Source organism: Luteolibacter ambystomatis (assembly GCF_018137965.1).
Lineage (GTDB): Bacteria > Verrucomicrobiota > Verrucomicrobiia > Verrucomicrobiales > Akkermansiaceae > Luteolibacter > Luteolibacter ambystomatis.
The window spans coordinates 4,735,623-4,756,089 of record NZ_CP073100.1 but is presented as its reverse complement, the minus strand read 5'-3'; the positions used below and the strand labels follow the sequence as shown (position 1 = coordinate 4,756,089).

13 protein-coding genes are annotated in these 20,467 nt (G+C 63.7%); 8 read left to right on the top strand and 5 right to left on the bottom strand.

Annotated elements, in window-relative coordinates; translation table 11 throughout:
* Positions 1-2: 2 nt before the first annotated feature.
* Together KBB96_RS18480 and KBB96_RS18475 are read right to left on the bottom strand one after the other, a co-directional pair.
* Positions 3-533, bottom strand: coding sequence for an STAS domain-containing protein (locus KBB96_RS18480; RefSeq protein WP_211630972.1), 531 nt, complete (start codon positions 531-533; stop codon positions 3-5).
* Between the two features lie 90 nt (positions 534-623).
* A complete protein-coding gene (locus tag KBB96_RS18475; RefSeq protein WP_211630971.1) occupies positions 624-1,073 on the bottom strand; it encodes a hypothetical protein in 450 nt (149 codons plus the stop codon).
* A gap of 93 nt (positions 1,074-1,166) precedes the next feature.
* Here KBB96_RS18475 and KBB96_RS18470 point away from each other — a divergent pair, with 93 nt between their 5' ends.
* The 5 genes from KBB96_RS18470 (at position 1,167) to argH (ending at position 5,176) form a co-directional block, all read left to right on the top strand.
* The gene (locus KBB96_RS18470) at positions 1,167-1,664 is read left to right on the top strand and encodes a Fur family transcriptional regulator (RefSeq protein WP_211630970.1); all 498 of its coding nucleotides are present in this window, start codon (positions 1,167-1,169) and stop codon (positions 1,662-1,664) included.
* A gap of 6 nt (positions 1,665-1,670) precedes the next feature.
* Positions 1,671-2,306, top strand: a complete 636-nt coding sequence (locus KBB96_RS18465; RefSeq protein ID WP_211630969.1) for a hypothetical protein — start codon at positions 1,671-1,673, stop codon at positions 2,304-2,306.
* Positions 2,307-2,502: 196 nt separating this feature from the next.
* The gene (locus tag KBB96_RS18460) at positions 2,503-2,916 is read left to right on the top strand and encodes an RbsD/FucU family protein (protein WP_211630968.1); all 414 of its coding nucleotides are present in this window, start codon (positions 2,503-2,505) and stop codon (positions 2,914-2,916) included.
* Between the two features lies 1 nt (position 2,917).
* Complete coding sequence (locus KBB96_RS18455) at positions 2,918-3,754, top strand: sugar phosphate isomerase/epimerase family protein (protein WP_211630967.1); 837 nt, start codon at positions 2,918-2,920, stop codon at positions 3,752-3,754.
* Between the two features lie 78 nt (positions 3,755-3,832).
* Positions 3,833-5,176, top strand: a complete 1,344-nt coding sequence (argH, locus tag KBB96_RS18450; protein WP_211630966.1) for an argininosuccinate lyase — start codon at positions 3,833-3,835, stop codon at positions 5,174-5,176.
* 7 nt (positions 5,177-5,183) lie between these two features.
* On the opposite strand, the gene KBB96_RS18445 is transcribed toward argH, so the two are convergent.
* From KBB96_RS18445 to tatC, 3 genes are all read right to left on the bottom strand, one after another.
* Positions 5,184-5,516: a hypothetical protein gene (locus tag KBB96_RS18445; RefSeq protein WP_211630965.1), complete on the bottom strand. Its 333-nt coding sequence runs from the start codon at positions 5,514-5,516 to the stop codon at positions 5,184-5,186.
* A 134-nt stretch (positions 5,517-5,650) separates the two neighbouring features.
* Entirely contained in the window at positions 5,651-7,711 is a 2,061-nt protein-coding gene (locus KBB96_RS18440; protein WP_211630964.1) for an alpha-amylase family protein, read from the bottom strand.
* A gap of 84 nt (positions 7,712-7,795) precedes the next feature.
* A complete protein-coding gene (gene tatC, locus KBB96_RS18435) occupies positions 7,796-9,151 on the bottom strand; it encodes a twin-arginine translocase subunit TatC (RefSeq protein ID WP_211630963.1) in 1,356 nt (451 codons plus the stop codon).
* Positions 9,152-9,347: 196 nt separating this feature from the next.
* Between tatC and KBB96_RS18430 the strand changes: the two genes are divergently transcribed.
* The 3 genes from KBB96_RS18430 (at position 9,348) to KBB96_RS18420 (ending at position 20,314) form a co-directional block, all read left to right on the top strand.
* A complete protein-coding gene (locus KBB96_RS18430; protein ID WP_211630962.1) occupies positions 9,348-9,929 on the top strand; it encodes an RNA polymerase sigma factor in 582 nt (193 codons plus the stop codon).
* A gap of 36 nt (positions 9,930-9,965) precedes the next feature.
* On the top strand, positions 9,966-13,319 hold the full coding sequence (locus tag KBB96_RS18425) for a YfbK domain-containing protein (RefSeq protein ID WP_211630961.1): 3,354 nt from the start codon (positions 9,966-9,968) through the stop codon (positions 13,317-13,319).
* Positions 13,320-13,525: 206 nt separating this feature from the next.
* Positions 13,526-20,314 carry a hypothetical protein gene (locus tag KBB96_RS18420; RefSeq protein WP_211630960.1) on the top strand — a complete coding sequence of 2,263 codons (6,789 nt, stop codon included), beginning with the start codon at positions 13,526-13,528 and terminating at the stop codon, positions 20,312-20,314.
* Positions 20,315-20,467 lie beyond the last annotated feature (153 nt).

The window sequence follows — 20,467 nt, the reverse complement described above, 5'->3', positions numbered from 1 at the left end:
GGTCAGCCTTCCTGGCTACGTTTCGAGGCAACCTCCGCCTCAAGGAGACTCACCACACCGGCGAACTTCTTGGCATTCTCACCACTGGTCGCGGACAGAACCTTGTGGGCTTCCAGCACGTGCTTCGCCCGATCCGTTTGTCCCGGCAGGCCTGGAGCTTGGAGCGGGGAAAGGGCGGCACGGATCTCATCCACCCGGCCACGCCACGGAGCCACCGGCGGATCGATTTCCAACAGGAAATCCAGGCCGAGGTCCTCCAGCGAACGGCGGTTCCGATCCCCGGCATCGGCGACCTGAACCTTGCCCCCCGGCGCGGAAAGCCGGGCAGAGAGCCCGGCCAGCGTCCCCATGAAGGTGGAATCCATGCCCGTACACCCTCCAAGATCGACAACAAGACAACGTTCACCGGAGGCGATCCGGGATTCGGCGTATTCCTTCAGGGCCGGGCTCGTCAGGAACGAACCCTTTCCTTCACAGCGAATCCAAGTGAACCCGTCGAAGGTTCCGACGAGAATGGCATTTTCGGCAGTCACGGGAAGCGACCCGCATAAGCGGGAGGTGCAGGCTATTAAACTTCCATCTCGGGTTCGGGTCAACAGCCCATCCGTCCGATTTGTGTCAAATCATTGCCACAAATAGGACCGCTGGGAGGCGATTTCCCTGCCACCACGGTGGAGGGAGATCCGCCAGGCGAGCACTTTGCCGCCTTTTGTATAATTGTCGCCGATGATGGAAAACTCGGTTTGGCCGGTGGTGGCGGAGGGATCGAAGGTGCGGGTCTGCTTTTTCACCCGGCTGCCGGTGGCTCCCTGCTGATACTCGAAAACGATCTCGGCGGGCGTTCCCACGGCCTCGTCGTTCCAGATCACGGTGTAGTACTGGCCGAGGCGCTGGGCCTGCTCGTTCACCCCGATGGCACCATGGAGACGGCGCAGCTTTTCGCCGCGGATCATCGGGTCCTGGCTGAAGTCGACCACGGTGTCACGAAGCGTGGATTGCTTCACCACCAGCGGCTGCCGGCTGGCGCAGGAAGCGAGTAGCGCGGTCACGGCCACGAGGATCAATCGTCTCATCGGCGGGCATTCAAGCAGCCACCGGCTCTTTTCCAACACCGAAGTTCCATCGGTTCTTGGCTATCGTGAAGGAACGCGCCTAGACTGGCCCCCATGGACCAAGCCGTCCTCGACCGACTCGACACCTTCATCCGCAAAAAAGGCCTGCGCCGTACCGGCCAGCGCGATGTGATCGTGCGCGCCGCCTTCGCCAGCGACGACCATTTCACCGCCGACGAACTCTTCGAACGGGTCAGCCGGACCGACTCGACCGCCTCCCGCGCCACCGTCTACCGCACGCTCTCGCTGCTGGTGGAGGCCGGACTGCTGCGGGAAATCGAGCTGGGGGACAACCACAAAACCTACGACCCGAACTTCGTGGACAAACCGGCGCACAACCATCTGGTGTGCATCGATTGCGGACGGGTGGTGGAGTTCGAGGACTCCCACATCGAGCTGATCAACGACTGCGTCACCCGCCGTCTCGGCTACCGGCCGGTCCGTCAATCCCTCAAGATCGAGGCTGGCTGCGAGCAACTCCGCCTGAAAGGCCGCTGCCCGAACCTGATCGCCGCCCGCCTGTCCGGCAAACGCCTGAGAAAAAAACGCTGACCCGTCATGTCCGACGTCCCACCTCCCCCGCCCGCTCCTCCCGCCACTGCGGCTCCTGCGAAAAAACGCGGCTGCCTCGTTCCCGCGCTGCTCACCATCATCGTGGTGCTGCTGGTGGTGATCGGGGCCTGGCTCTGGATCAACCGGCCGATCAAGCCGGTCCAGCTCAGCGCCGAAGAAAAAGCCGCCGTAGAGGCGAAACTGGAGGCCGTACAGGCCCCATCGCCTTCCCGCCCGACCTATGAAAAGGGCGCAAAGGAGATCATTCTCACCGAACGCGAACTGAACGGCCTGCTCAACGAAAACACCCAGCTCGGCAACTCGCTGAAGTTCGAACTGGTAAAGGGAGCGGTCCATGCCCGCTACGAGACCGACCTCGACAAGGATCTCCCGGTGGTCGGCGGCAAGCGCCTCAAGGCCCGCGCCCGTTTCTTCATCAACAACGACCAGGGCCAGCCCCATCTGGTGCTGGACGATCTGACTGTCTGGGGCGTCTCGCTTCCGAATGACTGGCTGGGCGGGCTGAAGGGACACGACCTGCTCGGTGACACCCTCGGCCAAGGTCGCCGCGGCGGCGGACTCGCCGGCGTGGAGGACATGCAGGTCGAGGACGGGCAGATCCGCATCAAGCTGAAGGAGTAGTAGCGCCGGACTCCCGCCCGGCGTCGCTTCGCTGCCGCTGGATTCGCGCATGCCTGTGGTCCCCGGCACGCGGGGCTTCCATGTCTCCCCAACACGCAAGGCGGGAGCCTTGCGCCACTTTTCATGACGATTCTTGACCAAATGAAAACCCAGCAGATCACAGATTTTAACGGGTGACAAACCGCCTGCGGCATTCATGCTGCGGCGCGTCATGTTGAAATCCGGCATTTTCAATCCACACGTGCTCGATCTGGTGGCCCGTGTCCGCCACACCAATACCCTCGTCATTTCCGACTGGGCTTTCCCTTTCTGGCCCGAGATCGAGACGGTGGATATTTCTCTGACCCACGGCATTCCGACCGTACTGGACGTGCTCAACGTGCTGGCTCCGAACTTCCAGATCGGGAAGATCTGGCAGGCCGAGGAGTTCTCGAAAGTGAACGACGCCGCCACCATCGCCCGCTTTGACTCGGCCTTTGCCGCCATCGAGGGAGCCGCCGTCACCAAGCTGCCGCACGTCGATTTCAAGAAACTGGTGCCCGGAGCCATCGGCTTGATCCGCACCGGCGACGCCACCCCCTACGGCAACATCATCCTCGAATCGGTCTGAGATGAGCCGGGCACCCTCTCCTTTCCGCACGGCCGTTACTCTCTGCACCTTTCCGGAGGCCGCCTCGGGGCCATTCGTTTTCCATGGAACGCTCGAAGTCGGCTTCGCCAAAGCCGTGGCCCATGGCTTCGGTGCCGTGGAGCTATTCCTCGCGGGGCCGGATGCCGTGCCGGTGGAGGAAATCGTGGCTCTCTCCGATCAGCATCAGTTGGCCATCGCGGCGGTGGGCTCGGGAGCAGGCATGGTGAAGCATGGGCTTTCCCTGACCGATCCCGATGCCGGGCAACGGGAGAAAGCGCGAACCTTCCTGCGGGAGATGATCCATTTCGCCGGGAAAATCGGCGCGCCAGTGATCCTCGGCTCGATGCAGGGGAAATCCGGTGGTGCGGTCAGCCGGGAACAGGCGCTCGATTGGCTCGCGGAAGCCCTCCATGAAGCGGGAGCCACGGCGGCGGAATACCATGTGCCTTTCCTCTACGAGCCGCTCAACCGCTACGAAACGAACTTGTTCAATCGCCAGGCGATTGCGGCTGCTTGGCTGGCGGAGCGGGAAATTACCAACGTCAAACTGCTGGCGGACCTCTTCCACATGAACATCGAGGAGGACGACATCGCTGCCGCGCTGGTGACAGCCGGGCCGTGGATCGGCCATATTCATTGGGCGGATTCCCAGCGCCGGGCGATGGGCACCGGTCACACCGATCCAGCCCCGATCATCGCCGCCCTCCGGCAGATCGGCTACGCGGGCCATATCTCCGCGGAAATTTTCCCACAACCGGATGCGGATGCGGCAGCCTCGCAAACACTGGCCTCGCTGCGCCCGTTCGCCACGGTTTGATTTTTCGCGTTTCCTCGGGAGCGTTCGCAGCTACAGGGAGCGCGCGGGCACGCCGCCCGCACATCCCTCACTACCGCCATGTGGAAAGGCCGCTTCGCCCAAGACACCTCCTCGCTCGTCCAACAGTTCGGCGAGTCGATCTCGTATGACTGGCGCTTGTTCCCGCACGACATCGCAGGCTCCATCGCCCATGCCCGGGCACAGATGAATGCCGGTCTGCTCACGGCGGACGAGTTCTCGCAGATCGCAACCGGGCTGAAGGAGATCCTCGCGGATATCGAGGCCGGACGCTTCGAGTTCAAGACCTCGCTGGAGGACATCCACATGAACATCGAGGCGGAGCTGACCAGGCGCATCGGTGCCGCCGGCGCAAAGCTCCACACCGCCCGCTCGCGCAACGACCAGGTCGCCACGGACACGCGCCTCTATTCCCGCCACGAGATCGGCGAGCTGCTCGAAGGCATCGCCACGCTGAAGAACGCCCTCCTTTCCCAAGCGGAAAAGCACGCCGCCACGGTGGTGCCGGGCTACACCCATCTCCAGCGCGGCCAACCGGTGACCGTCGGCCACCATCTGCTCGCCTATGTCGAGATGCTCGACCGCGACAGCTCGCGCCTCGTCGATTGCCGGAAGCGCCTCAACATTTCCCCGCTCGGCTCCGGCGCTCTGGCCGGTTCCACCATCAATCTCGACCGCCGCGCCATCGCCGCGGAACTCGGCTTCGATGGCGTGACGGTCAACTCGATGGATGCCATCGCCGACCGCGACTACATCGCCGAACTACTATTCGTGATCTCCCTCTGCGGCGTGCACCTCTCCCGCCTCAGCGAAGACCTCATCCTGTGGTGCTCGGCGGAGTTCGGCTTCGTGACGCTATCGGACGCACACACCACCGGCTCCTCGCTGATGCCGCAGAAAAAGAATCCGGACGTCTGCGAACTAACCCGCGGCAAGACCGGCCGCCTCGTCGGCAATCTCATGAACCTCCTCGTCGCCGTGAAGGGCCTGCCCCTCACCTACAACCGTGACCTCCAGGAGGACAAGCCGCCGCTCTTCGACTCCATCGACACGCTCAAGCTGATCCTCGCCGTGAACGCCGAGATGATCGCCGCGATGGAAGTCCGCACTGAACGCTGCCGCGCCGCCGCCAGCGATCCGATGCTGCTCGCCACCGATCTGGCCGACTGGCTGGTGAAGCAGGGCGTGCCCTTCCGCCACGCGCATGAACTGGTGGGCAAGGCCGTGGCCGAGTCCATCGCCAGTGGAGTACCGCTCGACCAGCTCGACCTCACCGCCATCGACCCCGCCTACACGGAGGACGCGAAGTCGGTGTTCTCGCTCGATCGCGCCCTCGCCGCCCGCACCAACCCGGGTGCCCCGAATCCGGAGAACGTGAAAGCGGAAATCGCAAAGCGGAAGTAATCCGCGTTCAGCTCCGGTTGTCCGGCAGTTTGTTGATCATCGCGCGCATCGCTCCAAGGCGGTGGGACTTGTGCTCGTGCTCGGACTCCATGCGCGCGATCAACTTCGAGAAGCCCTCCTGGATTTTGTTTTCCTTGAGGAGCTTCTCGACTTTCTTCAATGCGTCCGGTTGGCCCGGCACGTCGCCCATGCGGATCAGCTTCAAGGTCGCTCCCAGCAGGTTCTGAACGTTGTCGACGCGGCCATGCAGCGCCTTGACTTGCATGAGCTCGATCTCCTCGTGGCTCTGCAGTGATTCCGCGAGGTTGAGCAGGTGGGAGAGGATTTCCTTGTCGGTCATGGGAAACTGGAGGGGGGATGTACAGCATCCCCCATCTTTCCCATCCGTCAAAATGGAATTCATATGACACAAGATTCTCTAACAGTGGAACCGGCTCCGTCGTTAGAGAATCTTCATGAGATTTCTTCGAAGCCTTACTTTTGCGGAAGCGCCTCGAAGACGAGCACCTGGAAAGGCTTCAGCGTGATCGCCAGAGGCTTGTCCGCCGCAATCGTACCATCTCCCGGGGCGGTGTCACCCTTCGGCGAAACCAGTTTGTAGCTGCCTGCGGCGCCGGCGGGCAGTTCGAACAACGAGGCCGGGGTGGCGGAAAAATGCTGTTCGCGGTCGGAGGGATTACGCAGGCAGAGGATGCCCTTTTCCTTCGACCAGGAAGCCCAACCGTAGGTTTCGAGCTTCGCCGGATCGCCGCCGATCCAGTGGGTGTCCACCAGCGTCGCGGAGTTGCCACGCGCCCACTTCGCCGCGGCAGCGATGGTGTCCCAGTTCTCCTGCGAAAGCAGCGAAGGCGTGACGTAAAGCTCCTCCATCTGCGTGCCATAGGCGAATCCGGACCAGATTTCCTCCGGCAGATTGTTGCCGGGATCCTCGTTCAGCCATCGCGCGTGCTTCGCATAGATCACTCCATGAACCATCAGGGAGTTGATCGGGAACAACGGTGAAACAGCGACATTGTTCTTGTAGATGTTCGCGTCACGGAAGGTGATCCACTGCTGGCGGTGGGTGCCTGTGCCGATGAATTCGTGGTCGTAGTTGCCACGCCAGATCGAGTCCGCGGTGCCGAACCAGAACGGCGAGGCCCACGTGCCCGTGGTAAGGTTGATGTAAAGGTCCGGGCGTTCCTTGCGGAGATCGGCGATGAGCGCGATCACCGCCTCGAAGTCGCTGCCGAAGTCGGAGCCCGGCTGCACCTTGCCGGCATCACCGGTGCCATCGAACTTGAAGTGGTTGATGCCGTTGTCGCGGATCATGCGCAGACACATGTCGCGGAAGAGCTTGTAGTAGTTCTTCCCGGACAGGGCGAAACCGGTCTCGTTGGTTTCGTACTCCTTGCCCTTCTCGAGGCCGGTGTTGGCGGCGGCGATACGGGCGTCCTTCGGCGGACCGTAGCCGCCCCACGGCGAGAACCACACGCCCGGGCTCGCGCCGTAGCTCTCGGCCAGCTTGCGGACTTCCTTGAACTCGTTCGGCATGCCCTTGTTGAACTGCCAGAGCGTGGCGGGATCATCCCAACCGTCATCGAAGAGGAAGCTGTCCACCTTCACGCCGCGCTTCTTCACCAGCTCCTCGCCATAGGCGCGGACGACATCAAGCGCGGCCTTCTCATCGTAGCGGCTGAAGTAACCGATGTCGTACCACGTGTTGTAATTGAGGAACGGCTCGTAGGGACGCACGCGCTCGATATTCACGTAGCCGAGCTGAAAAGTGCGGCGGAGCTGGCCGGGAGCAGCCACGCCGACGATGGAGGAAACGACGAGGTTCTTGTGATTGGCAACCTTGGTCTTGCGGGCGAGAAGGCCGGTGACGCGGCCGTCCTTCACGCTGTTCTCGGCCATCGGATGCTCCACGCCGCAGAACAGCGAGTCATTGATGGTGACCGGCACGCCTTGCACCGTGCCCTGGGTCCGGGCATTGTCCGCGGAGAAATCGAGCAGCTTGATCTGCTTGATGTCACCATTGCCCATGTGCGGGGTGAAGGTGACGGTCTGGCGCAGATAAGGAGCACCATCGCGGAGCTCCGCGCGCCACACCACCTCATTGCCGGACGCATCCCAGGCGAAACGGATTTCCAACGTCTGCCCGGCCACGCGATCGGCGAGACGGCGCGCATCGGCCTTGGCCTCGATCTTTCCGGCCACCGGCTTGGAAGCGATCCAACAGGAGGAACTGCGGGTAAACTCCTGCGGCTTGCCGTATTCGTCGTCGGTTTCCTCACCTGAGAATTCGAAGAGCTTCGTGCCGAGATCGTACAGGCGGCCGTTGACCTTGTCAGCAAGGCGCACGCCAGTCACCCGTCCCTCGTCGAGGACCACCGTGAGGGAAAGCTTGTCATTGGCAATCACCGCGCGGCTGTCGGTGATGGCGGATTCAGAGGATGAAACGGCAGCCGGAGCTTCCGCAGGAGCGGCGTGCAGCGACAGGGGAGAGAGAGCGAACGCCAGCGCGACGAACCAGAACGGACGGAACGGCTTCATACGGAACACCGCGAGGATTCCGCTCCCCTGGCTGAAAGACAAGCGGGGACGCGCAAATCCGGCGCGGCGTTTGTAACGCCCGGCTTACTCCTTCCGCGGCTCTTCCTGGGTGGTCGGCGGCGGCAGCAGATCCGGATCATGCTCCACGGGCGGTTCATCATGATCCCCGGCGATTTCGCTGTGATGGGAGGCGGCACGGACCTCCGGCAGGCTTCCATCCTCGCCTTCCTCCGTCGCGTACGGATCCGGCTGCGTCTCGGCATCCAGCAGCAGGCGCTCCATACGCTCCCGGGCCTCGGCCTGCTCCATCTTCGCCTTCTTCTTCTCATCCCACCAGGCCATCCAGATACAGGCCTCGTAGAGGATGACCATCGGCGCGGCCATGAGGCACTGGGTCAGCATGTCCGGTGTCGGCGTGAGGACGGCGGCGATGACGAAGATGGCCACGATGGCGTAGCGGCGGGTCTTCCTCATTGTCTCGTAGCCCAACAGGCCGAGCTTCACACAGACCATCACCACCACCGGCAGTTCGAAGGCCGCGCCAAAGAGCAGGGTGAACTGGGTGGCAAAGGAAATATATTCCCCGATCCGCCAGTCATTGGAAATGCCCATGTCCTTGCCCCAATCGGCGAAGAACAGCAGCGTCCGTGGCAACACCAGGAAGTATGCGAACAATACCCCGCCGACAAACAGACCGAAGCCAATCCCAAGCGCGGGCCACAGCACCTTCTTCTCATGCCCGTGCAGGCCCGGCAGGATGAACTGGAGGAGGAAATAAAGCAGCAGCGGAAAGCTCACGACGATACCGGCGAAGAACGCCAGCTTCATCGAAAGCATGAAGGACTCCGTAGGCTTCAAGGTGGACATCGTGCTGCCCTTGGTATCGATCACCGGGCTGGCTTTGGACTCGATCAACGCACGGATCTGCTTCTGCATCGCCTCCGCCGAATAGCCTCCCCGCTGGAGAGCCTCGGGCTGCTGGCCGCCGCCGCTGCCCGGAATCGATTTCAGGAATGCCTCGCGCTTCTCATCCGGCAAAGCCAGCGCTCCGCGCAGCAATGCCACCGACTTCGCATGAAAGACCAGCTTGTCATCCCCCGCCGCCGAGTAGAGTGCCTCGCGCTCAACAGGGGCGAGTGGTGCGGCTGCTTGTTCCAGCTTTTTCGCCTGCTCCCATTTTTCCACCGTGAGTGTTTCCGAAACCTTCTCCTTTTCCGGTATCAACTCTTCCTGATGAATCTGCCAAATCTTATCGACCGGCGACCGCAGGATCTGCATCAGGCGGCCCTGCAGTGAAAAGCAGGCGATCATCGCGATCACCAGCGTAAGCACCATCCTGGTGATCGTCTTCCGCAGATCCTCCAAATGTTCCAGGAAAGGCTTCTCCGAATCGACGGTCGCGTGGTCCCGGAGTTGGAACAGTTTTTTGAGGATGAACATGGTGGATTGGCAGCGGCATTCAAGATGCGGACCCGTCCGCCCGCAAGACGGATGACGACCGTTCCAAAAAACGCCACCGCTCCGCGCCCTCATCTACGAAACCCCGTGCTCCGGGAATTTCCGAAAAAAGTTCCAAGAAACCTCCCCCTGCCGTGTCTGATGAGATAACGAAGCATGAGCGCGCATGCCGTCATCCATGGAAATCCGCATCTCCACCACCCTGATGCCGGTTGAAGCCGCCGATGAGGCGGACGCGCCTCCACGCCTCGCATCCGGGGACAAAGCCAGCTTCCGCCAGGTTTTCGAGGCGGAGGAAACTCCGCTGCTGCGCTTCGCCCACGGCCTGACCGGCGTCCGGGAAACCGCCGAGGACCTCGTCCAGGAGGCCTTCCTGCGGCTCCACCAGCACTGGGCGGATGTCCAGCAGCCCCGCCCCTGGCTCTACCGCTGCCTCCGCAATCTCGCCATCAACCACCTCCGCCAGCGCAACCGGGAAACCCCGCTCGACGACAGCCACGAGTGGGAAGGCCCCACTCCTACCGCCGACCGCGACCTGAGCCGCATGGAAGCCGTCGGCACCCTCCGGATGATCGTCTCCGAACTGGATGACGACGACCGCCAGCTCCTCGAACTGAAATACCGCGAGGAACTCAAATACGACCAGATCGCCGCCCGCACCGGCCTCACCGCCGGCAACGTGGGCTACAAACTCCATCATCTTCTCAAAGGACTGGCCGATTCGCTCCGCCGGATGGGCGTCGAAAGCGCGGAAGGCTGAGAGAAAACCACCCATCATTTTCGAAACGATCCATTCATGAAAGAGGAAGATTCCAACCCGCTCGAGCCCGTCGGTGATGAACCGATCGAAGCGCGCATCGTCGCGTGGGTGCTCGGCGATGCCTCGGCCTTCGAAGCCGCGGAATTGGAACGCCTGTGCGCCGCGAACCCCGAGCTCGAGGCGTTCCGCCGCCGCATGCTGGCACTGCACGGCCTGCTGGGGGAGGCCGGAGACACCGCGCCCGATGACCAATGGAAACTGTCGCCGGACCGGCGCTCGAAGGTCGAGGCGCTGTTCAACGCTCCCAGCGCCCCGGCTGCCGCCACCCTACTGAAGCCGCAGAAACGCTCCAGCCAACCGTGGATCCGGCAGGCCCTGATGGCCACCGCCGCCTGCCTGGTGCTCGCCGCAGGGTTCCGTTACGTCTTCGCCCCGGCGAAAAACACGCAGGCCACTCTGGCCGTGAATGAAAGTGTCGGCGTCATGAGCGCCCGCAAACCTTCGGAAGCCCTCTGGGCAGGCCGCGACCTGCCGATGGCCGAGGGCTATGCGTCCAGCCAGCCGGTTCTCCCTGAAATCGCGGATGCCGATGGGGAGATCCTCGGGCGTACCGAACTCGTCCCGAACCGTCCGATGGGAGAGGGCTTGGAAATCGGTGACAAGACCTGGAGGTCCGCGGGCGGAAAGGATCTCGCGGACAATAGCGAGCGCGGGTCCGCCATCCGCAGCCGCGCCAAGGCAGCACCCGCCAAACCTGCTACTCCACCGGCGGGGGCGCCTGCCCAGCGTTACTCGGCCCGTGGCCCTTCCGAGATGTCGTTTGCGGCAGCAGCACCGCCTGCCCCGGCCATCACGGCAGCCCCGACCAGGCCCGAAGTCAAAACCGAAATCGCCTCCTCTTCCGAAACGAGGGCGAACACCGATTTCATCCGTCCGGTGGACGGCCAGACTATCGCCGGAGTGCCAGCCAATGACGCGGACGCCCGCAACGTCGTCACCGGTGGCCTCCGCTCGGGTGATGGCACGATCACCCGCAACAACATTGACTCGGTGTTGAACAACCCGAACCGCGTCGCCCAGGCAAAGGGGGAAAAGCTCTCCGAAGAGATCGCGAAAAACCAGAGCGCCGCCGATCTTGCTTTTGACACACCCGCCCCGCCTTCATCGGGTCCGGCTCTGGCAGCGAAAGAAGAGAACGCCCGGAGTGAATCGGGCAAACTTGGCCTGGCGGGGGAATCCACTGCGAGGGATGAGGAACGATCCAAGAAGTTCACTTCCGAAGGTTTGGCCGCCGCGCGCAAGGCCGCCCCGAAAGGACAAATTGCCGATGGCGGATCCCCAGCCGACTTGGTTTGGTCAACGCCCGACGAATCCATAAAACAGGACATGCGTCGCACCGGAGCCGGAGCTCTGTCCGCGAACAAGTCGGAGGTCATTCGCGAGTTCAACTATTCTACAGAGTTCGAGCCTCCCGCGGACTCCACGCCGCGCAACCCCCAGGCACGTGCAGCGGCGGTGCCAGCTGATCCATTGGCCCCAGCACCCGCATCCGCCGCCCAAAGCGACGGCGCGAAGACGGGAGCGGGCTATGGTGGTCAGCTAGCCCAACGCGAGACCATCCGTCGTGAGGATGCCGTCACGGAAGGTGACAAGCTTTTCATGGATGGACGCAACGCCTATGCCAATGGCGACTACCAGCAGGCACAGGTGGACCGCTCCCGGGAGTTGTCATTGCTCGATGAATCCATGCCGGCCGAGAGATCCGTTTCCGTCGGAAGCTTGAAGCAAATGATCACCGAAAAAGAGGCGGTGATTCAGAGATACAAAGCCTCACTCGCCCTCTACGACGAATACGAAAAAACTGAAAAGCAGATTGCCGAAAACAACGCCAGTCCCGAGGCGATCTCGAAATTGAAAGAGAAATTCTCTCGGTCCAGCCTTGGAGACCTTGCAAGCAAAGATCACATTCAGAATTCCCTCAAAAGCCAAACGGGAGAACTTCTTGAATTGAAGAAACAACTCGACGCCACGGAGGGCCTCACACCCGCACCTCCCAAACCGGCACCCGTTCCCGCCGACGAAACCATCGCTGCCACGGAGCCGTTCTCAACCTTCTCGCTTCATGTCAGCGATGCCTCGTTCAAGCTGGCGAAGGCGGCGTTGGATCGCGGCGAGCGTTTGTCCGCGGACCAGATCCGCACCGAAGAGTTCTACAACGCCTTCGACTACGGCGATCCCGCACCCGCATCCGGCGAACCGGTTGCTTGTGCCATCGAGCAGGCCGCGCATCCGGTGCTGCCCCAGAGGAACATCGTGCGTGTCGCGATGCGTGTCGGCTCCGCCGGTCGCGGCCAGGGCCAGCCTCTCAATCTCACGCTGCTGCTGGACAACTCCGGCTCGATGGAACGCGAAGACCGCCATGAAGGGCTGAAGGCCGCCATCGCCCAGCTGGCCTCGCTGCTGCAGCCTGGCGATACCGTCACGCTCGCGGGGTTCTCGCGGACGCCGCATCTGCTCGCGGACCGCTTGTCCGGTGCCGAAGCCAAGAAGCTGGTCGAACTGGTGGACAAGCTGCCCAGCGAAGGCGGCACCAACCTCGAAGAAGCCCTGAAGCTCGCGGGCGAACTCGCCATCCAGCGCAGGAACCCCACCGCCCAGAACCGCATCGTGCTGCTCACGGACGGCGCGGCCAATCTCGGCAACGCCCAGCCAGATGATCTCGCGCAGAAGGTCGCCGCGCTGCGTCAGCAGGGCATTGCCTTCGATGCCGCGGGCATCGGTGCGGGCGGCCTCAACGACCGCATGTTGGAAGCACTCACCCGCCACGGCAACGGTCGCTACTACATCGTCAACGATCCGAAGGACGCGGATGCCAACTTCGCCAGGCAGCTCGCCGGAGCCTTCCGACCCGCCGCGGAGAACGTGAAGGTGCAGGTTCATTTCAACCCGGACCGCGTATCCCGCTACAAGTTGATCGGCTTCGAGAAACACCGCCTCAATACCGAGGACTTCCACAACGATGCCGTGGACGCCGCCGAACTGGCCGCGGACGAAGCGGGCGTGGCGCTCTATCAGGTCGAGACCCGTCCGGATGGCAGCGGCGAGATCGGCGAGGTGAGCGTGCGCTTCCGCGACACCGCCTCCGACAAGATGGTCGAGAACACCTGGACGATTCCGCACGATGAGAAGACACCCGCCTTCGATCAGGCGCGGCCTTCCATCCAGCTCGCGACGATCTCCATGCTTGCCGCCGAGAAACTCCGCGGCGGCCCGCTGGCGGATGCCACCGATTTCACCACCCTCAGCCCGGTGATCGCCCGGGTGAAGAACTACTACAGCACCAGTAGCCGCGTCGGCGAGCTCACCGGCATGACCGGGAAGCTCCGTTGAATTGACGCTCCATTTACACAACGCGCCGCGGGACCGTGATATCCCGGTGGGAGAACCACGCCCGCGACTCACCACCCGAACCCAACCCATCTCCGCCGGACCCGGCCGGATGGACACGGAAGAAATCAGGAAACTCCCCCGCTCATGACTTTTCCCTCGTCCGTGTCCATCCGCCCGCGCCCGGCGCACCCACCCCTCTTTCCCCAATGAAAGCCATCGTTCTGATCCTCATCACCCTGCTGGCCATCGCCGCCGCCCAGGAACAAGCCCGTGTCGATGTCGGCAACGGCGTGGCGCTGGTGCCGGTCGAAAAGGTGCGCGCGCCCGTGCCGCTGTTCTTCTCCGCCACCGCCGGCACCACCACCAAGGTGGGACTGGATGCCGCGGAAGGCCGCTTCGACCTCGCCTTCAAGATCCTTCAAGGCAAGCCCGAAACCCTTTCCCTCTCGCTCCATGGCAAGGGAGAAGTCACGGGTGTCACCGGTGACAATCTCAAGGACTGGTCCGTCCGTACCGAGGCCGATGGCAGCCGCTTCCTTGATCTTCATCCGGATACCGGGAAAGTGACGGACACCTGGACCGTGCAGGTCACCACCAGGTCGGATCTGCGCGGCAGCCGCAACGAGGCGGCGATCCTGCTTCCCGGTCTCGGCAAGGCCTCCGGCTTCTCGCTCGCCGCCACGCTGGAGCCCGCCGCCGATGTGGATCTGCGGGTTCTCAAAGCCGAGGGGCTCGTGCCGGTGGAAGGTGGCAACAACCGCAAGTTCCAAGGCAGCGCGCTGCCCCTGCTCACACTCGCCATCAGCCGCGGCGGCACCGCTCCGCGCGAACTGGAACTGGTGAATGCCACCCTCGCCGGAACTGGAACCGCGCAAGGCGACCATGTTTCGTTCACCCTGACCGCGGAAGCCCGCTCGACCAAAGCAGGTGCGACCTGCATCCTGCTTCTCGGCAATGCGGCGTTGGCGGGCGATGCCTCCGGTGATGGCTGGCATGTGCGGCTCAAGCGCGAGGGTGACAATTACGTCCACGAACTCGTCGCGGATCGCGCGGGCAGCTTCCCGGCAAGCATCGCTTTTCAAGCGCCGCTGAAGCGCAAGGGCGATTGGCGCGTCGCGGACTTCACCCTGCCCTCCGGCGTCGTGGTGCCGCTGCGTTTGGAAGGACTCGGCGACAAAGTGTCATTCGACCGCACGTTGCCCGTGGCGCCGGAACGCGATGGCACGAACTGGCGCGGCTTCCTGCCTGCGAACGGCCGCGTGAATCTCGCATGGAAAGGCTCGCGCGAGGAAGCGGAGGGCGCGCTGTTTTTCTCCAGCACGGAAGTCACCGAGATCCGCGTGGGCAGCGGCTTGCTACGGGAACTCTCGTCGCTGCGTTTCCGCGTGCTGCAAGGAAAGCTCAACGCGATCACCTTAAAACTCGATGGTCCCGGCGAAATCCTCTCCGTCCAAGGCGAGCAGGTGCTTGGCTGGACCGTGCGCGAGGAAGGCGGCGCACGGCGTCTGGAGGTCACCCTGAACCGCCCCATCGAAGGCGAGGGCGAACTGCGCATCGAGGCACAAGCCGCATTGGGCAGTTTCCCGGTGAAGACCACGCCACTGCGATTCACGCCACAGGGCACTTTGCGTCACAGCGGCTGGGTGCGTGTGGCCAGCCAGGGCGCCGTGCGTCTGGAGGTTCAGAACACCAGCGGCATGATGCAACTCGCACCGGGACAATTTCCCATCGGGGGCGGCGAGAATTTGCGGCAGGCTTCGGTCTATCGCTTCCCTTCCGCGGACCGCTCCTTCGACATCTCCGCCGACCAGGTCCTGCCGGAGGTCGGTGTGAATGAAGTCACGCTCTACGAAATCGCCGAGACCGACCGCCGTATCCTCGCCGATCTGGAACTCGATATCCGCGAGGCTCCATTGCGCGAGTGGGAGCTCGCCGTACCCGAGGACTTTGCGGTGGCAGGCGTGACCGGCGCGGCGGTGGCGGACTTCAATGTCGCGGGCGCGGCTACCGGCGGAAAGCGCATCGTGAAGGTGCTCTTCAACCAGCCGGTGGATGGCCGCCAGCTTGTGAGCCTGCGCCTTGAAAAAAACGAGGCCGCAAAGGCCGGCACCTGGGATCTGCCGGTGCTGGATTTCCCGGGAGCAAAGTCGCGCCGTGGTTTTGTCGGCGTGATTTCCGCACCGGGTTTCCGCGTCACTCCGGCGAAGTCCACGGCCCTCGCCGAAGTGCCGCTGACATTTTTTCCGAAGCAGGCACAGGGATTGCAACAGGCATTCCGTCTGCGTGACGCGGCATGGTCCGCCTCGATGAAAATCGAAGCGCTCGGCCAGAACGTGCAGGCGGATGTATTTCATCTCTATTCTCTCAAGGCTGGTGCCGCCTACGGCAGCGTGCTCATGAACTACTTTGTCGTGGGCGCACCAGCCACCGAGTGGCGCATCGCCGTGCCTGCGGGCATCGGCAATATCGACATCACCGGCCAGAGCGTCGGCAAGGACTGGCGTCGCGAGGGCGATGTGGTGGTGGTGCCACTGTCGCGCCCGGTGCTCGGAGCCGGCACGGTGCTGCTCACTTTCGAACAACCGATGAGCGCGCGCGGCGGCGTGATCTCTCCCGGTGCCGTGCGTCCGCTGAACGTGCAGAGCGAGCGCGGCTACGTGCAGGTGGTCAGCCCGCTGCAGGTGAACCACACCGTGGCGAAGAGCGAAGGTCCGCTGCTCAAGCTGGAGGCCAATGAACTGCCGCCCGAGTATCGCCTGCTCACCAGCGCTCCGACCCTCGGCGCGTGGCAATACACCGCCCGCGATTTCACCATCGATCTCGATGTGAAGTGGTTCGCCACCGGCGAAACCGCGGAGCAGGTCGTGGATTTCCTCAAACTCTCCAGCCAGATCTCACGTGATGGCCAGATCGTGACCGATGCGCGCTTCTTCGTGAAATCCCGCGGTCGTGCGGCTCTGCGACTGAAGCTCCCCGAAGGCTCGCGCCTGTGGGAAACCCGCGTCGATGGCACCGCCGCCAATGCCCGCGAGGATGGAGCCGATACCCTCGTGCCGCTGCCCGCCAAGAATGATCCCAATGATCCGGTGGAAGTCGTACTTCGCTACGGTGCCCAGGCGAAGCGCGCCTCCTCGCCCACGCTTGCCGCACCTGTTCTGGATGCGCCGGTGGTGATCGGCGAATGGCTCGTCGGTGGCGATGCGAACCGCCGCCTGCTGCCGGACGGCGGCAATGCCGAACTCGTCCGCCCGGTGCGCGAGCCGAATGGCTTCCAACGCGTAGCCATCTACGCCCGCAAGCCCGCGGCATTCATCGGCGTGCTGGCGATCGCGTCCTTGATCATCGGAGTGAAGAGCGGCAGCCGCTGGCGGGCCTTCACTTCGCTGATCGCCGGACTCGCCCTTTCCGCCGCCTGCGTGGGAGCCGCGATGATGGTGTGGCGTCACACCACCTTCAATCCACCTCCCTTGGAATACGCCGCGCCGGTGGTGGCACCGGGACAGCAGGTGAGCATCGAGGTGGCCAACATCGCACCGTGGCGTGCGAATGTCTCATGGCTCGGCGTGATCGCCGTGCTTGGCGGGCTGGGCCTGATGGTCCACGGCGCGGTCAAGCACAGCCGCCTCTCCATCGGCGGTGGAGCGGCATTGATCGGCCTCGGGCTGCTCGCCCAGATCGGTGGCGCACCGTGGTTCTTCGTCCTGCTGGCGATCGTCGCACTGGTGCTGCGCGTGATTCCCGTGCTGCCGCGCCTGCGCATGCCACGCGCCGCTCCGGCTGCTGCCGCACTGCTCGCGGGTCTGTTGTGGTTCGCACCGGCACCCGTCCGCGCGGCGGAGGCTCAAGCCGCCGAATCCATCGTGCAACAATGGAAGATCACCGACGGCCGCCTCCAGGGTGAAATCGATCTGACAGTCCGCGGTGAAGCGGGCGACCGCTTCCTGCTGCTGCGCCCGCCTGCGGTGCTCTCCAACTTCCAAGGCACCGGCCTGCGGGTGATCAAGGCGCCGGTCGACAACAAGGACACCTACTTCGTCGTAATGGATGCCGCGGGCAAAGGCACCGGTCGCGCCAGTTTCGAGATGCCCCTGGCGAAGCCCCAGGACGGTTGGCAACTGCCCACCGGTACCGCCGCCACCCAGCGGGTGACCGTCCGCTGGACCGAGCCGGGCTGGGAATTCGTCTCCGCCTCGGCGGCTTCCACCACGCCCCTCGCGGGCGTCGGCGAAAAGGAAAGCGGCGCCACACTGGTGCTCGCTCCACAAGCCGATGCCGTGATCCAGGCCCGCCCGCGCCAGCGTGATGTGGGCGCGGAAACCACGCGCTACTTCTCCGAGGTCTCCAATCTCTTCCTGCCCGGACCCGGTGTGGTGAACGGTCGCCATCGCGTCACGATCCGCCCGACCCAGGGCCGCGTGACCTCGCTGGTGCTGCGCGTGCCGGAGGCCTTCACCGTCGGCGATGTCACGGATGGTCCGGTCGGTGGCTGGCGTTTCGATCCCCGCACGCGCGAACTGCGTGTGGCGATCGAGCCCGCCCAACAAGCTGCCTTCGCCTTCACCGTGGAGAGCCAGCGCGGCACCGAGGCCCTGCCATTGGAACTCGCGCTCTCACCGCTGCGCGTGACGGATTCCGCGGGTGAGGTCGGCCTCTTGGCACTCGGCTTCGGCGATGATGCCCAGCCTGAAACCGTGACTCCGAAGGGTCTCTCGGTGGTGAATCTCGAGGACTTCGATCAACGTCTCGTGCCCGCCGATCCGAAAGGACGTCCACTTGCGTTGGTGCAGCGCGTGTTCCGCTATGGGGCGGAAGAAGCAGGCCTCACCGTGCGGGTGGCTCCGGTCGCACCCGAACTGCGTGTGGAATCACGGCAGGTGCTTTCACTCGGTGAGGACCGCATGGTGCTCGCCGTGGATCTCGCGGTGACCATCACCCGCACCGGCGTGTTCCGTGTGGTGCTGGAGGTTCCGGAAGGTCTCGAAATCGAAGCTGTCACCGGCGATGCCCTGAGCCACTGGACGGAATCGAAGGACGGCGGCAAGCGCCTCGTCACGCTGCACCTCAACGGCCGCACGCTGGGCCGCCAGAACTTCTCGCTTTCGCTCGCATCACCGCCACCCGGCGCCCAGGCATCGTGGAATATCCCGCGCGTGATCACCCGCGAAGCAGCCCGTGAAACCGGCACCTTGATCGTGGTTCCAGAGCGCGGACTCCAGGTCCGTGCCGTGGTGCGCGACAAGGTCTCGCAACTCGATCCGCGCGAACTGGGCGACAATCCGCAGGCACGTGATGCCATGCGCCCCGGAGCACTCGCCTTCCGTCTGCTGCAATCCGATTGGAAGCTCGCGATGGCCGTCGAGCGCCTCGATCCCTGGGTGACCGCGCAGGTCCTGCATGAGGTCACCTTGCGCGAAGGGCAGATGCTTCATCACCTCTCGCTGCGCTATAAGATCGAGAACGCCGCGGTGAAATCCCTGCGCGTCACCATCCCCGGACTCGATGCCGCAGCAGTGGGCACGGTCCGCGCCACCGGCCCCGGCGTCGGCGATCTTGTGCCCGTGGCCGGAACGCCGGGCACCTGGGAAATCCGCTTCCAGCGAGGCGTGGCAGGAGATGCGGCCATTGAACTGGAATACCAAAGCCAATCGAAGGGAGGCGGATCGGAATCGGTCGCACCGGTGATCTTGGAACAAGTACGCCAACTCTCGTATTTCGTGGCCATCCGCGCGGGCGGACGTCTCGAATTGAAAGCCCCATCCGCTCCCCGCGGTTGGGAGCGGACGGACTGGGCCGTGGTCCGCAACGCCCTGCCCCAGGCCGCCGGTGCCGCCGCACCCGGATTGTCCTACCGAGTGGCGGAAGCAGAAGGTCCGCTGCCGGTGGTGGTGGAACGTCACGACCTCGCAGGCTCGCTGAAGCTGCGCGTCGCCTCCGGACAACTCACCACCTTGCTTTCCCCCCGAGGCGACGCGTTGACCGCGGTCGATCTGAAAATGGAGGTCGTAGAAAAGGGGACGCTGCGCCTGCGCCTGCCGGAAAAGGCGAGTCTCTTCAACGTGCTTGTGAATGACGAAGGCGCGCCGCTGGTACGCGAAGGCAACCACTGGTTGTTCTACGTCTTCCCCGCTCCGGAAGGCGGTCGTCCGGCTTCGGTGCGCTTCGTCTATTCCGCCGGTTCCGGCACGGACTTGAAACTGCAAGGCCCCGCTCTGGAAGTGCCCACCGAGAACTCCACGTGGCGCGATGTTCCGCTGGAAAACCTCACCTGGCGCGTGTTGGTGCCGGATGGTTGGAAACTCGCGGGACACGACGGCGATTTCGACCTGAAGGATGAAGCCTCCGCCGGAGTCTTCCGCCTCGAAGACTACCAATCCTTCGTACGCCGCAAGCGCGCGTCCGACGCCAAGGACGCCGTCGCCCTGCTCGATCAGGCGAACGACTGGCTCGCCCGCGGTGAACAGGACAAGGCCGGCCAGGCACTCAGCAAGGCCGCCCGGGCCAATACGCTCGACGCCGCCTCGAACGAAGATGCCCGCGTCCAACTCCGCCAGCTCAAGACACAACAGGCGGTGCTAGGCCTCAACACCCGCCGCCAGCGGCTCTATCTCGACAACAAGGCGGAAGTCTCCCAACTCCAGAACGCCCAGATCGAACAAGCCGCCAGTGACAACCCGGTGCTGCAGGGCAACTACAACTACAACCCGCAGCAGTTCGACCAATACGTGGCCGGCAACACCGCGGATGAAAACTCCGCGCTCAAGGCCATCGCCAACCGCATCGTCACCCAGCAACTCGCCGCCGAGCCCGCCCCCGTCGCGCTCGATGTCACCCTGCCCCAGCGCGGCACCGTCCTCACCTTCGGCCGCAGCGTGCAGGTGGACGGCGGCAAGACCATGACCCTGAATCTCGACCTGAAAAAGAAACGCACCGGCAGCTACTGGCTTGGCGGCCTGATGTGCCTCGTGCTCGGCGGGCTGGTTTGCCGGAGGAAGTAACCGGAGATGTCTCCTTCACATTCCCTAACTCCAATTCCGGTTGAAGGGCGGGAACCAAATTCGTAGTTTCCGGCCATGGGAATCCCCGCCCCCTTCTCCGGTGCCCCGCGATGCAGGCCTTGCCTTGCTCCGGCTTCAGTGCTGCTTGCCATC

Bases quoted from the DNA above. Each gene is read 5' to 3' on its own strand.
- KBB96_RS18455 (WP_211630967.1), top strand. From the start codon at position 2,918: ATGAGCCGGGCACCCTCTCCTTTCCGCACGGCCGTTACTCTCTGCACC.
- KBB96_RS18445 (WP_211630965.1), bottom strand. From the start codon at position 5,516: ATGACCGACAAGGAAATCCTCTCCCACCTGCTCAACCTCGCGGAATCA.
- KBB96_RS18460 (WP_211630968.1), top strand. From the start codon at position 2,503: ATGCTGCGGCGCGTCATGTTGAAATCCGGCATTTTCAATCCACACGTG.
- KBB96_RS18425 (WP_211630961.1), top strand. From the start codon at position 9,966: ATGAAAGAGGAAGATTCCAACCCGCTCGAGCCCGTCGGTGATGAACCG.
- KBB96_RS18440 (WP_211630964.1), bottom strand. From the start codon at position 7,711: ATGAAGCCGTTCCGTCCGTTCTGGTTCGTCGCGCTGGCGTTCGCTCTC.
- tatC (WP_211630963.1), bottom strand. From the start codon at position 9,151: ATGTTCATCCTCAAAAAACTGTTCCAACTCCGGGACCACGCGACCGTC.
- KBB96_RS18475 (WP_211630971.1), bottom strand. From the start codon at position 1,073: ATGAGACGATTGATCCTCGTGGCCGTGACCGCGCTACTCGCTTCCTGC.
- KBB96_RS18470 (WP_211630970.1), top strand. From the start codon at position 1,167: ATGGACCAAGCCGTCCTCGACCGACTCGACACCTTCATCCGCAAAAAA.
- KBB96_RS18420 (WP_211630960.1), top strand. From the start codon at position 13,526: ATGAAAGCCATCGTTCTGATCCTCATCACCCTGCTGGCCATCGCCGCC.
- KBB96_RS18430 (WP_211630962.1), top strand. From the start codon at position 9,348: ATGGAAATCCGCATCTCCACCACCCTGATGCCGGTTGAAGCCGCCGAT.
- argH (WP_211630966.1), top strand. From the start codon at position 3,833: ATGTGGAAAGGCCGCTTCGCCCAAGACACCTCCTCGCTCGTCCAACAG.
- KBB96_RS18465 (WP_211630969.1), top strand. From the start codon at position 1,671: ATGTCCGACGTCCCACCTCCCCCGCCCGCTCCTCCCGCCACTGCGGCT.